At 66.7% G+C, this 12,923-nt stretch carries 8 protein-coding genes; 4 read left to right on the plus strand and 4 right to left on the minus strand.

Features of this window, described 5'->3' with window-relative positions:
- Nucleotides 1–13 precede the first annotated feature (13 nt).
- The 4 genes from GWL_RS04705 to GWL_RS04720 are packed head-to-tail and all read left to right on the plus strand — an operon-like array spanning nt 14 to nt 4,840.
- Nucleotides 14–1,570 carry an ABC transporter substrate-binding protein gene (locus tag GWL_RS04705; RefSeq protein WP_008327276.1) on the plus strand — a complete coding sequence of 519 codons (1,557 nt, stop codon included), beginning with the start codon at nt 14–16 and terminating at the stop codon, nt 1,568–1,570.
- Nucleotides 1,561–2,541, plus strand: a complete 981-nt coding sequence (locus GWL_RS04710; RefSeq protein WP_008327283.1) for an ABC transporter permease — start codon at nt 1,561–1,563, stop codon at nt 2,539–2,541. The genes GWL_RS04705 and GWL_RS04710 overlap by 10 nt, the downstream gene beginning before the upstream one ends.
- Complete coding sequence (locus GWL_RS04715) at nt 2,538–3,368, plus strand: ABC transporter permease (protein WP_008327284.1); 831 nt, start codon at nt 2,538–2,540, stop codon at nt 3,366–3,368. Before GWL_RS04710 ends, GWL_RS04715 begins: the two co-directional genes overlap by 4 nt.
- Nucleotides 3,365–4,840: an ABC transporter ATP-binding protein gene (locus tag GWL_RS04720; RefSeq protein WP_008327285.1), complete on the plus strand. Its 1,476-nt coding sequence runs from the start codon at nt 3,365–3,367 to the stop codon at nt 4,838–4,840. Before GWL_RS04715 ends, GWL_RS04720 begins: the two co-directional genes overlap by 4 nt.
- A 29-nt stretch (nt 4,841–4,869) precedes the next feature.
- Here the strand turns inward: GWL_RS04720 and GWL_RS04725 are convergent, their stop codons facing one another.
- From GWL_RS04725 to GWL_RS04740, 4 genes are all read right to left on the minus strand, one after another.
- Complete coding sequence (locus GWL_RS04725) at nt 4,870–5,232, minus strand: hypothetical protein (protein WP_008327286.1); 363 nt, start codon at nt 5,230–5,232, stop codon at nt 4,870–4,872.
- 2 nt (nt 5,233–5,234) lie between these two features.
- Nucleotides 5,235–6,794, minus strand: coding sequence for a sensor domain-containing diguanylate cyclase (locus GWL_RS04730; RefSeq protein WP_008327287.1), 1,560 nt, complete (start codon nt 6,792–6,794; stop codon nt 5,235–5,237).
- 161 nt (nt 6,795–6,955) lie between these two features.
- Nucleotides 6,956–10,981, minus strand: coding sequence for a translocation/assembly module TamB domain-containing protein (locus GWL_RS04735; RefSeq protein WP_008327289.1), 4,026 nt, complete (start codon nt 10,979–10,981; stop codon nt 6,956–6,958).
- Between the two features lie 57 nt (nt 10,982–11,038).
- Nucleotides 11,039–12,814 carry an autotransporter assembly complex family protein gene (locus GWL_RS04740; RefSeq protein ID WP_008327291.1) on the minus strand — a complete coding sequence of 592 codons (1,776 nt, stop codon included), beginning with the start codon at nt 12,812–12,814 and terminating at the stop codon, nt 11,039–11,041.
- Nucleotides 12,815–12,923 lie beyond the last annotated feature (109 nt).

Raw genomic sequence — 12,923 nt, forward strand, 5'->3', positions numbered from 1 at the left:
GCGTTATTCTCAGATGTCACGTCGGCGCGCCTTGCTGGCACTGCTGGCCGCCAGCCCGTGGCCGCAGGCATGGGCGCATGGCGATGAGGCGGCCAGCGCCCATGCCATCACCGGGAGCGACAGCGATGTCCTGACCGTGGTCGGGCCGTGGGAACTGACCGGGCTCGATCCCTCCCGCGCCGGGTACATGTTCGCCCGCATGGAAGTCGTGCAGACCCTGCTGGAGGTGGACGATGCCGGGCAGTTGCAGGCGGGGCTGGCGACGGCCTGGCAGGTCAGCGCCGATGGCCTGCAATGGCGCTTTGCGCTGGCCCGCGGACGGCGCTACCACGATGGGAGCGAAGTCACGCCCGCCAGCATCCTGGCCTGTCTGCAGCGCGCCGCTGTCCTGCCAGGTGTACTGCAACTGGCAGGCATCACGGCCATGACTGTGCAGCAAAGTGATCTGGTGGTGTCTCTGCGCCAGCCCTTCGGCCCGCTGCCTTATCTGCTCACGCATTACTCCACGCAGATCCTGGCGCCGGCCAGTTTCGATGCACGGGGCAAGGTAGTGGCCATCCTCGGCAGCGGCCCGTTCCGCATCAAGTCGATCAGCCTGCCGCAGCAGTTTGATGTCGAGCGGGTGGAGGGCGGGGCGGGCAGGGCGGTACGGCGTGCGCGCTACATCAGCGTTTCACGCGCGGAAACGCGTACGCTGCTGGTCCAGAGCGGCCAGGCCGATCTGGCCTTTTCGCTCGATCCGCCCAGCATCCGCGCGCTGCAGAATAGTCCGCATGCCGTGCTGCTGTCGGCCATGCTGCCGCGTACCACCATCCTCAAGCTCAACGCCGGCCATCCTTTTCTGGCCGATGTGCGGGTGCGCCACGCCATCTCCCTGGGCATCGAGCGCGAGGGCATCGCCCGTGCCTTGCTGCGCGATGCCGACCTCGGTGCGACGCAACTGCTGCCGCCGTCGCTGGCACGCTGGCATGATGCCCGCCTGCCGCCGCTGCATACCGATCTCCGGCAGGCGCGCCGCCTGCTGGAAGAAGCCGGCTGGCGCCTCGGTACCGACGGTGCCCGCTGGAAGGATGGCCAGAAGCTGCAACTGAGCCTGATCACCTTCGTCGATCGTCCCGAGCTGCCGCTCATCGCCACCGCCCTGCAGGAAGAAATGCGCCAAATCGGCATCGCCGTGCGCGTACAGATCGGCAATTCCAGCGACATCCCGGCCGGTCATCGCAGCGGCCAGTTGCAGATGGCGCTGGCCGCGCGCAACTACGGCAACCTGCCCGACCCGGTGGCCAGCCTCTTGCAGGACTTCGGCCCGCAAGGGGGCGACTGGGGCGCCATGGGCTGGCATGACGGAGAAGTCCCGGCCCTGCTGGCCCGGCTGGCGGCGCTCCCGAGCGGCGACGCCAACACCGGGCGAGCCGAGCGCGAGCGCATCGTGGCCGTCTTGCAGGCGCAGTTGCCGGTGATCCCGGTGCTGTGGTATCGCCAGACCTGTGCCGTCAGTCGTCGCCTGCGCGGCGCCAGCATCGATCCCTTCGAACGCAGTTATCGCATCGCTTCCCTGCAATGGACCTGACCCGCCTTCTGCTGCTGCCACCGGCCACGCGCCGGCAACTGGCCGGCGCCTTGAGCCAGCGCCTGCTGCAAGCCGCCCTGGTGGCCTTGCTGGTGGGCACGCTCTGTTTCTTCATGACACGCCTGCTGCCGGGCGACATGGCCTATCGCATCGCCGCCGGTCGTTACGGCTACGACATGGTGACCACCGAGGCGGCCCTGGCCGTGCGCGCCGAACTGGGCCTGGACCAACCCTGGTTCATGGCCTTGAGCCAATGGTGGAGTCGTCTGCTGCACCTGGACCTGGGGGTGTCCCAGGTGACGGCGCTGCCGGTGCTGGTGGAAATCGCGCATCAGCTGGGCCCCACGCTGCGCCTGTCCTTTCTGGCGATGGTGCTGTCGCTGCTGATCGGCCCGCCCCTCGGTGTGCTGGCCGGACTGCATCCGGGTGGCTGGATCGATCGCGCCACGCTGGCAGTGTCGGTGTTGTTGCGGGCCTTGCCTTCCTTCCTGTTGGGCCTGGTGCTGGTCCTGCTGTTCTCGGTGCAGCTGGGCGCCTTGCCGGCGGCGGGGCATACCGACCACGGTGGCATTGTGTTGCCGGCGCTGACGCTGGCACTGGGGCTGGCGGCAGTGTCCTGCCGGGTGGCGCGCGATGCCATGGTGCAGGTGCGCGCCTCCGATTACTTCGCCTTCGCGCTGACCAAGGGACTCACGCCCGGGCAAGCCTTGCTGCGCCATGGCGTGCGCAATGTGGCCGCACCGGTCACGGCCTATCTGGGAGTGCAACTGGTGATGCTGGTCGAAGGGGTGGTGCTGGTGGAGACCATCTTCGCCTGGCCCGGCATCGGTCACGCCTTGGTGCATGCCATCTTCGGACGGGACGTGCCGATGATCCAGGGCACGGCGCTGGTGCTGGGCCTGTTGTTCGTTCTCTTCAATGCGCTGGTCGATGCCGCCTGCGCCTTCATCGATCCGCGCCGCCGACCATGAATCCGTCTACCTCCGAATGGCCGCTGCAGCCGGGCACACGGCGCTGGCGACCCGCGCAGATCGCGGGCCTGTTGCTGCTGTTGTTGATTTTCCTGTTCGCCTGGCTGGGGCCGCTGCTCATCGATGCCGATCCGGCGCGCCAGCAATTGGCGCGCTTTCTTGAAGCGCCCAGCCTGGCCCATCCGCTGGGCTACGACCAGCTCGGTCGCGACATGCTGGCAAGACTGGCGCATGGCGCGCGGCTGTCCCTGGCGCTGGCGCTGCTGAGCGTGCTCTCGGCGGCGCTCCCCGGGGTACTCATCGGCTTGCTGGCGGCCTGGTGCGGCGGCTGGACCGAGCGTGTGCTCTCCGCCCTGGCCGATGCCGTGCTGGCCCTGCCGGGCCTGTTGCTGGTGTTGCTGCTGGCGGCCTTTGCTCCGGGCGGCTTCTGGCCTTTGTATGTGGGCATCTCGCTGGCCTTGTGGGTGGAATATTTCCGCGTGGTGCGCGCCGCCAGCCGCATCCTGCTGGCCAGTCCGCAGGTGGAAGCCTCGCGCCTGCTGGGATTCGGGGCCGTCTACATCATGCGCCGCCATCTGCTGCCGGCGCTGCTGCCACGGTTGTTGACGCTGATGCGCTTCGGCCTGGCGGGCGCGGTGCTGGCGATGTCGGCCTTGGGTTTCGTCGGCGTCGGGCTGCAGCCGCCCACGGCGGAACTGGGCGTGATGATGATCGAACTGCTGCCGTATTACCGCGAAGCACCCTGGCTGCTGGGCGGGCCGGTGCTGGTGCTGTTCCTCACCTTGCTGGGTTTGCTGTTGTCGTCAGGACAGAAGGAGCAGGAATGAACATTCTTTCCTCGAATGCGGCATTGCGGGTGCAGGACCTGTCGGTCTGGCACGGCCAGAGCGCGCTGGTACAGGGCATCGATTTCTCCATTGCGCGCGGTGGGGTGATGACGCTGCTGGGCGAGAGCGGTTCGGGCAAGTCCCTGCTGGCCCAGGCCATCATGGGCAATCTGCCGGCCAGCCTGCATGCCAGCGGCCGGATCGAGATCGATGGAGCGACCACCGAGGCCGCCGATGCCGCGTCACGCCGGCGCGGCTGGGGGCGGCGCGTGGCGCTGCTGCCGCAGGAGCCCTGGCTGGCGCTGGACCCGACCATGACGGTGGCGCATCAGGTGGCCGAGACCTATGAGCTGGTCAGCCATCCCGCCGCCGACAGCCGCCACGAGAGCCTGCGCGGCGCGCGCCGCCAGGCCCGTACGCTGGCCGGGCAGGCCCTGGCCAGCCTGGGGCTGGAGGCGGCGGCCGATCATTACCCCTTCATGATCTCGGGCGGGATGGCCCAGCGCGTGGCGTTCCTGGCCACCCACGCCGCGGGCGCGCCGCTGTTGATCATCGATGAGCCGACCAAGGGGCTGGATGCGGACCGGCGCGGCGAGGTGCTGACGCTGTTGCAGAGGGCGCAGCAGCAGGGCATGAGTCTGCTGTGCATCACCCATGATGTGTGGCTGGCGCGCGCGCTGGGCGGCGAACTGGCGGTGATGCTGGAGGGGCGCATGGTCGAGCGCGGCCAGGCTGAAGCACTGCTGGCGCAGCCCGGGCACGCCTACACGCGTCGACTGCTGGCGGCTGATCCGGCGTGCTGGGCGCAACCGGCGGCGACCGTGTCCACGGCATCGGCTCCGGCCTCCTCCGTGCTCGTCGAGCTCAGCGAGGTGGCCAAGTCCTTCGGTGAGCAGCCTTTGTTCAGCGGCATCAGTGCACGTCTGCATGCCGGGGAAATCGTCGCCGTCAGCGGCCCCAGCGGCGTTGGCAAGACCACTTTCGGCAATATCGTGCTGGGCCTGCTGCGGCCCGATGCCGGACAGGTCACGCGGGCGGCCGGTCTGGCGCGCACCGCCTTCCAGAAGATCTATCAGGACCCGGCGGCGGCCTTTGCGCCCACCGTCACGCTGCGTCAGTCGTTGCGCGATCTGGTGCGCCTGCATGGACTGGACTGGCAGCCTCTGGAGGATCTGCTGGCGCGCATGCGGCTCTGTCCCAGTCTGCTGGAGCGCCTGCCGCGCCAGGTCTCGGGCGGGGAGTTGCAGCGCATTGCGCTGGCGCGCGTGCTACTGATGCGTCCGGCCCTGATCTTTGCGGATGAACCGACTTCGCGCCTGGACCCGCTGACCCAGCAGGAGGTCATCGCACTGCTGGTGGAGCAGGCCAGGGAGGCGGGTAGCGCCGTGCTGCTGGTGACGCATGATGCCCAGATCGTGCGCTGCGTGGCAGACCGGCGCCTGCTGCTGGGGGCAACGCATCTCACAGATTGAATGTGAACAGGCCCTAGCAGGCGGGATGTTCAGGCGCTGCCTTGCCGGTCGTCGTCGTGCTGCGGGTAAGCCGTCTCCTTCTGACTGCCCAGCAGCACATTGGTCCATTTCCCCTGGGCTGAGCTGGCCCCTTCCGGCAGGAGCATGTAGGACAGGCTCTGCAGGCCGCAATACTGTTCCAGATAATCGCGCGCGTGCGCCATGCGCTCGCGCAGTTGCGTGATGCTGTCCTTGCCGCCGGGCCGCATCGGCAGGAATTCGAAGACCACTTCCGGATGCAGGAATTCGGTGAGGTGCTGGATGACCTGCTCGACATCGGGCGCCTCGCTGCTGAATTCGTGATGGGCCGGGGTCGCTTCGTCACGCAGCTGGTAGCGGATCAGGCAGCGCATCTTCACCTCCGCCCAGGGTGTTCGGGGATCATCGCCAGGCGCGGATAGTCGTGCTGGATCGCACGGTCGCGACCCTGTTCCTTGGCGCGGTAGAGGGCGGCGTCGGCGGTGTCGATCAGTTCGCGGGCATCGACCTGTGCACCCTTGCCGCTGGCCAGGCTGGCGACTCCTACGCTGATGGTGACGTGTCCTACCGAGCTGCCTTCATGCGGGATATCGAGGGCGCGCACGGCCTGTACCAGCCGGTTGGAAATGGCGTGGGCGCTGGCAGCGTTGCAGTTGGGCAGGATCAGCGCAAATTCCTCGCCGCCATAGCGTGCCACGATGTCGCCCTGGCGACGTGCCACGCTGTTGAGGGCTGCCGCCACCTGCTTGAGACAGATGTCGCCAGCAGCATGACCATAGGTATCGTTGTAGCGCTTGAAGTGGTCCACATCCACCATGATCAGCGAGAGCGACTCGCCGGAACGGTTCAGTCGCGCCAGTTCAGCGGTGAGCGCCGCATCGAAGTAGCGGCGGTTGAAGACGTCGGTCAGGCCGTCCTTCTGCGACTGCGCTTCCAGGGTGCGATAGAGCCTTTCCAGTTCGGTCCGGGCGGTGATGGCTTCGAGCTCGGCATTTTCGCGCCCGGCCACCTGCGCCACCAGGCGGTTGCCGCCATAGCCGATGACGATGAGCAGAAGCAGCACCGCGATGCCGCGGATCCACACGCGCCGTGTCCAGTCTTCCAGGACGTCGTCCTTGGCCAGCGCCACGGCGACGAACAGGGGATACAGGCTGCAATGCTGGAAACTGGTCAGGCGCACGATATCGTCGCGCGGGGAGCGCATCTCGAAGCTGCCTTCTTCGGCCCGGCTGAGGTATCGGGTCACTAGCACGGACTTGGAGATGTCCAGGCCAATGGAATAGCTCAGCAACGGCTGACGATAGATCACGGTGCCTTCGTTGAGGCCGAACAGGATGGCGCCGTCGCGGCCGATGGCGAACTGTTCGTAGTAGCGCTGGAAGTGGCTGAGGTCGACATCGGCCACCACCACCCCGGCAAAGCTGCCGTCGGTGTGGTTCACGCGCCGGCTCATGGTCACGATCCACTGGCCGTTGGTGCGGCTGCGCATGGGCTTGCCGATGTAGGCCTGGTCGGTGCGCAGGCGCTGGTGGTGCAGGAAGTAATCGTCCTGGATGTAGCGGTGTTCCAGAGTGGCCTGCGAGGTACCGATGGCCAGGCCCGTTTCGTCATACACCATCAGACTGGCCAACTGCGGTACGGCCGCCACCGAGGCCACCATGAAATCATGGGTACGCTGGCGCCCGGCCACGCCGGGACCGTCATATTCCATATGCTCCTGGATGCCTTGCAGGACCACGTCGATTTCCTTGAAGGACTGGTCGGCATGCTGGGTCATGGCCAGTGCCATGTTGGAGGCATTGCGGATGGCCTCGTCGGTGGCCACCTCATAGGCACGCCAGGCCGACCACGCCTCCAGCAGCAGGATGATGAGACAGACCACGACCACGAACAGCTTGGCTGTTCTGGATGCGCGCTGGATTCTGTGTTCTGGCATGTTGTCGCTTTCCCCCGGAAACGGCTTTACCCCCCGGCGCCCTGTTGCCTGTCTGCATTGTTGTGCAGGCTGTTGGGCGCGTCTATCAGGGATGTCCTGAACTTGTATCGAGATTAACAGATTCCCCTGATGCAAGGGCGAGCCGCCGTTGCCTGTACCCCTCAGTCGTAGCGGCGGCTGAACAGGATGTTCAGGCCATTGATGGTGCCGGCCCGCGCCACCACCGACCAGCGTCGCGAGATCTGCCAGGTAGCCTTGGCTACGCTGGCCGCGCCCTGCAGGCTCTGCTCGTAGCCCAGCGTGATCTTCTGGGTGATGGCCTTGCCCAGGTTGACCACCTGGTCATCGGTCAGCCCCGATTCGCTGGAACCGATGCTGAACTGGTCCAGCCCGATATCCTTGGCGATGCGCTTGCCGCCCATGTTGCCCACCAGCGCCAGGGCCTGGCTGCTGGCGGTGCGCTGGCCGATGCTGGAACTGTCGGTGCCGTGACCGAACATCATCCAGGACAGTTTTTCGTCATCCGGCACATTGGGTTCGGACACCAGTTGCACGCGTGGCTGGTTGACGTTGCCGGTCACCGAGACCCCGGCTTCGACATCCTGGTTGCGGCGCATGGCCAGGATGTTGATGTTGGGATTGGCGATCGGGCCCTGGAAGTTGATGATGCCGCGCTCGATATTGAGTTTGGTGCCAAAAGCTTCATAGCTGCCCTCGGCCACGTTGATGGTGCCCGTGGCGCGCAGCGGGGAGAGCGGTTCGCTACGAACATTCATATCACCCCGCAAACGCAGGTCGGCGCCGCTGCCACGGAAGCGGAAGTCGTTGCCCAGATCGAGCGCCAGGTTGATGACGGGGGCGAACTTGCTGGCCGGTTTCTCGGTGGCCGCTTCCAGTTTCTGTTGTGACGAGGCGGCTGCACCGACGCGGTTCTTGCCGCTGCGGCTGACGATGACCACGTCATCGCCCAGCTTGGGCGCGCTGCTCTTGGGCAGGTCGAAGAGGGCACGGTCGACGGTGAACTTGCCATCGACCCGCAACTGTTCGTTGACGTTGCTGATCTTGCCTTCGCCGGAGAGCATCAGCTGGCGGTCGGGGCTGGCGAACAGTTCCAGATGGTCGGCGGTGAGGGTGGCGTTGAGGTCGGGATTATCCGCACCCAGCTGGATCTTGCCACCGGCGCGCAGGGTGCCGCGTCCGCCGTGGAACTCGATCTGGCGCAGCTCGATCACGTTGCTGTCCATGACGATACGCACGATGCCATCCTTCAACTGGATACCCTGGTCGAATTCGGTCACGGCCAGGTTGTCGCCATTGATGGCGCCCGACAGGCGCGGCTGGGCGAGCGTGCCGCCGGCGTTGAGGGTGGCGGCCAGCTTGCCGTTGAGGCTCACTTGCGGCCCGATCAGGTCGCCCACGCGCTTGAGTTCCGGTACATCGAGGCTGGCCTTGAGGTTCAGCGGCGATTCGGGCGCAAGGGCCAGCAGTGCCTCCACACGACGCAGGCCGACCTCGCCACCCAGCTCCAGCGTACCGATGCGCGCGGCGTTGACGCGCCCGGTGACATTCATGCGTTCGCCCTGGAACTGGCCGCGCAGCTGCAGTTCGGACAGGCCCAGCGCCGCTTCGCCCACGCTGGTGGTGACCCGCAGATCGCCCGACTTGCGCGCGATCTGCAGGTAGCCGCTGGCAGTCTCGGCCAGGCTGAAGTCCCAGTCGCTGTCCAGCACCAGGTCGGTCTTGACGGGCGGCGGCGTCCCGGTGAACTGCTGCACCAGTTCAAGTACCCGGCCCACATCCAGCGCGCGCACCTGTCCCGCCGAAGCCAGTCGGCCCTGGTGGTAGGACAGGCGCTTCAGTTCCAGCGCGCTGTGGTCGATCTCGATGCGGGTGCTGCCGGTCTCGATGTCGTCGGCCGACGCGTCCAGTGTGAGCGGGCTGGTCAGGGCGATGCGCGGCAGGCCCTGGTTGCTGAACTGGTCCAGGCTGCCGGCCCAGCCATAGTTGCCACGGGTCTTTTCGGTGAGCTTGCCGTGCGCGGCCAGGTTCAGGTCCAGCGGCTGGTCGGCCAGCTTGCCCCTGGCCTGCATGGACAGGGTGTGGCTGGCATAGGTGCCATCCAGTTTGAGGGCCAGGCGTGCCAGTTCGGCGTGCGGACCGCTGTAGCCGTCGCCTTCGATGCTCAGGGACAGGCGGTTGTCGGGCGAGGCCACACCGGCAGCCAGGTTGCTGTGCAATTCGCTCTGACCGGTCAGGTGATGCAGCTTGTGCGCACCGAAGGCCAGCTGCTCGGCCTGCAGGCTGGCCAGCAGGTTGGGGCGCTCGCGCGTGCCGGTGAGGATGCCATCCACCCGCAACAGGCCGGCCAGTCCATAGCCCAGCCGCGCGAGCTGCGGCGCATCGACCTTGAGCCTGAGCTTGTCGCGGGCGGCACCGAAGCTGCCGTCCAGGTCCAGCGTATTACCGGCGATCTGCACATTGGCGTGGCTGGGCATCAGGCGCATGCCGGCCAGGTTGATGTCGCCCTGGCCGCGCATGGGCAGGGCATCGTAAGTACTGTCGTGGATGCGGAAACCCAGCTTGAGCTTCAGTTCCGGAGAGAGCGCACCGGCGGCGTCGAAGTCCATGTTGATGCGCGCCGGGATGGGCTTGGAGGTGGTCGCGGCAACGCGCTTGCGGCCCTTGCCGGAGGTGGTCGGGGGCGGCCTCACCGCCTGCAGCACGGCGCTCGGATCGAAGTCCACCAGCCGGCCCTTGAAGGCGTAATCCATTGCATTGGCGGTCTGCAGGGTACCGGAGGTCTCCAGGCGCGATTTGCCGGCGCTCAGCGAGGCGTCGCGCAGTTGTACTTGATCCTTGCCGATGAGGCTGTCCACATGCAGCTTCAGGGTGCTGTCCTGCAGGGTCAGCAGGAGTTGCTGGGCGTCGGGCGCAAGCGTGACATCCACCGGCCCGGAAAGCCGGGTTGGTCGCACCTGGTGATGCAGCTGGTTCAGGTCCAGGTCGCTCACGCGCAGCTTGAACTGTCCCGCCATGGGCTCAGCCTTGCCGGGCTCGCTGCTGCCGGGACGAAACTGCCCGCTGCCTTCGATGCGTGCGTGCTGCGGCAGGCGGATCTCCAGCCGCGACAGGGTTTGTTGCTGCAGATCCAGCTTCAGGTCGGCGCTGGCCGAGAGCAACGGCAAGCGTTGCTGGTCCAGGCTGCCGGGGCGGGCATTGTCGATCTCCACACGGCCCGCCACCTGCAAGGGAGCGTCGGCGGCCAACCCGGCAGGTGGTGCCAGGTCGGCGCGCAGGTTCAGGTCGGCGGCGGGCGCTGCGGCGTTGAAGGCTTGCGGATTGAGGTGCTGCAGGTCCACCCTGGCACGCTTGAGCGGGACACTGGCAAAGGGCGTGGCGACGATGTCGGCATTACCCTTGAGCTTGTCGCCGCCCGCGGTGAGCGCGATGCCCAGTTCCTGCAGCGAGCCCGACAATTGCGCGTTGAGCTGGTATTGCTCCTTGTTCTCGCCGTACTGGTAGGCCCCGGCCAGTTCCAGCCCGCCACCGATGGCAAACGGCGGCTTGCCGTTCAGGTGCAGCAAGGCAGTGGCGTCGCCGAAGGCGGTGCTGAGGCTGTCCAGCACCAGCGTATGTTGCACGCCGTCGGAGTTGCCATGCAGCTTGAGCTTGGCGAGTTCGGTGGTGGAAGTCCCCTGGATCAGTTTGAGGCTGGCCACGCTGATCTCGTGGATCTCCAGCGCCAGCGGGATCTCCAGCGAGGCCGGCTGGGTGCTCGGTTCGGTGGGCGAGGGTTGCTGGTTCAACTGCACGTTGCCCACGCGCAGGTAATCAAGGTTGAACTTGCGGCGCAACAGCGCCAGGTGCCAGCGCGCGTCGACGCTGTCGATGTCGAGGATGCGCTTCTCATCCTGGTAATGCAGGTCGCGCAGGCGCAGGCCGTCGGCGACCGTGCCGCCCAGCAGCTGGCCGGAAAGCTTGCCGTCCAGGGCCTTGACGGCGGTGTCCCAGAGCAGCCGCGCACCGCTTTCGGTATGGGTGGCCAACAGGGCGGCAGCGGCAACGGCCAGTACCAGCGCGGCCACGCTGCCGCTGCTCCACGCGGCGATGCGACGGCCGCTGCGGGCGCGACGACGCGGCGGCGGTGTGGCGGGGGCTTGTTGCGGATCGTGTTGCGGTTCGCTCATGCTGGGTGGTGATTCGAATTCAGTTCATCGGGAGGTGGGCGCGCTGCCGGTCCGGCGCTAGAACGCGATGCCCAGCGAAACGTGCGGCCGGATCTGGTGCTTCTGGATGCCATAGGCCAGGTCCAGGTTGAGCGTGCCGACCGGGCTGCGCCAGCGCGCACCGGTACCGACCCCGTGATAGAAGGTCTTGTTGTTCCAGTTGTCGGCGGCTGCGCCCACGTCATAGAAGACCGCCGCCCCCCAGTTCTCGCTGAACCAGCGCTGGTACTCCGAGCTGCCCACGGCCAGGTACTTGGTCGGATAGACGGTACCGTTCTGCTCGTTGCCGATGCTCTGGTAGCTGTAGCCGCGCACCGAATCGTTGCCGCCGGTGCGAAACAGCAGCGAGGGCGGCACCGCTCCGGCACTGCCCGCCGTGAAGACCCCGCCCAGTTCTGCGCGCAGCACCACGATGTCGCGCTTGCCGACCGGCACGAACTGCTTGAAGCGGCCATACAGGCGCGAGAAGCTCTGGTCGGTCAGCAAGCCCTTGAGGGCGAAACCGGCTTCCAGGGTCAGCAGGTTGCCCTTGCGCGGGAAGATCGGGTCATCCACGTTGCGGCGCGACCAGGCAAAGCCCGGCACCAGCGCGCGGTGCTTGCCGGGCGTGACGATGGTGTTGGCGGGCAGGGTGCTGCCGTCTTCCTGGCTCAGCTCGTCGCGGTAATAGGTCAGCGAGTAGGTGGTGTCGTAGTTCTCGCTGTTGCGCGCGCGCTTGAACCCGACCTGCTGGCTGCGCAGATCGATGCCTTCCAGCTTGGTCCGGTCGTAGGAGGTATTGAGGCTGTTGACGAAGGCCTTGTCGTCCGGCGGCATGGCCAGCGACAGCACGCCGTACTGGCGCTTCTGCTCCAGCCGCAACTGACTGTCGAAGACGTAGGCCTTGTTGAACACGTTGTAGTGCGAGTAGCGGCCCTCGACCTGGGCGCCGGTATCGGTGCTGTAGCCCACGCCGGCACGGATGCGCTGGGTCGGGAACTCGGTGACCTGTACCTTCACCGGGGTCTGGTCGGGATGCGCGGGATCGTCATCGATGGCCACGATGGCATTGGAAAAATACGGCGTGTTCTGGATCTGCCGTTGCAGGGCCAGCAGGCGGTTGACGTCATAGGATTCGCCCACGATGAGCGGATTGACGTGGCGGATGATGCTTTCCGGATAGCGCCGGGTGCCGGTGATCTGCACAGGCCCCAGCGTGAAGGCCGGACCGCTGTCATAGCGCACGGCCAGCTCGGCCTGGTGCTCGTCGGGATCGATACGCGCCTCGGAGCTGGCGATGCGGGCAGCGGCGTACTTCTTCTGCTGCAGTTTTTCCAGGCCGGCGTTCTTGGCGCGGTCCCAGTCTTCCTGGCGGAAGGGCTGGCCGACCGGCAGCGCCCAGTCTGCGCGGATACGCGCCACGGTGGCCTGGTCCTCGCGCGCGGCCGCGCCGGTGACGCCGATGTCGGTCGCACTGATGGCGGTGCGCGGACCGGGGTCTACGCTGATGGTGATGCGGCGTACCGCCTTCTTGCCCTCCGCGCCGGCGTCGTCCTGCTGGCTGACCTTGGTGACGGGCGTGAAGTAACCCTCGGTGGAGGTCAGCTCACGCACCTGGTCGGCGGCGGTATCCATCATGAACTTGAGCTGCTCATCGCTGATGTCGTCGCGGTCCTGGTAGCGCGAGAGGTCCAGGAAATCCTTGAGCAGCGACTGCACCGGCCGTGGGGCGTCGATCTGTACCTTGTAGGCGGCGTGGGCGGTATCGGCGGCGCACCAGAGGAAGGCGATGGCCAGACTGCGGGTCCAAGTCATTGATTCACTGCATCATCGGTTGTCGGTTGAGGCGGCCTGACGCGCCGCAAGGCAAGTCGGGTAGGATGAGGGCTGGCGGCATGCCACCCAGGCCTGACCTGTGCGCAGT

The sequence above is a fragment of the Herbaspirillum sp. GW103 genome (assembly GCF_000261365.1).
GTDB lineage: Bacteria > Pseudomonadota > Gammaproteobacteria > Burkholderiales > Burkholderiaceae_D > Herbaspirillum.

Excerpts from the sequence above, each read along its gene's own strand:
- GWL_RS04705 (WP_008327276.1), top strand. The coding sequence starts at position 14 with ATGTCACGTCGGCGCGCCTTGCTGGCACTGCTGGCCGCCAGCCCGTGG.
- GWL_RS04710 (WP_008327283.1), top strand. The coding sequence starts at position 1,561 with ATGGACCTGACCCGCCTTCTGCTGCTGCCACCGGCCACGCGCCGGCAA.
- GWL_RS04715 (WP_008327284.1), top strand. The coding sequence starts at position 2,538 with ATGAATCCGTCTACCTCCGAATGGCCGCTGCAGCCGGGCACACGGCGC.
- GWL_RS04720 (WP_008327285.1), top strand. The coding sequence starts at position 3,365 with ATGAACATTCTTTCCTCGAATGCGGCATTGCGGGTGCAGGACCTGTCG.
- GWL_RS04725 (WP_008327286.1), bottom strand. The coding sequence starts at position 5,232 with ATGCGCTGCCTGATCCGCTACCAGCTGCGTGACGAAGCGACCCCGGCC.
- GWL_RS04730 (WP_008327287.1), bottom strand. The coding sequence starts at position 6,794 with ATGCCAGAACACAGAATCCAGCGCGCATCCAGAACAGCCAAGCTGTTC.
- GWL_RS04735 (WP_008327289.1), bottom strand. The coding sequence starts at position 10,981 with ATGAGCGAACCGCAACACGATCCGCAACAAGCCCCCGCCACACCGCCG.
- GWL_RS04740 (WP_008327291.1), bottom strand. The coding sequence starts at position 12,814 with ATGACTTGGACCCGCAGTCTGGCCATCGCCTTCCTCTGGTGCGCCGCC.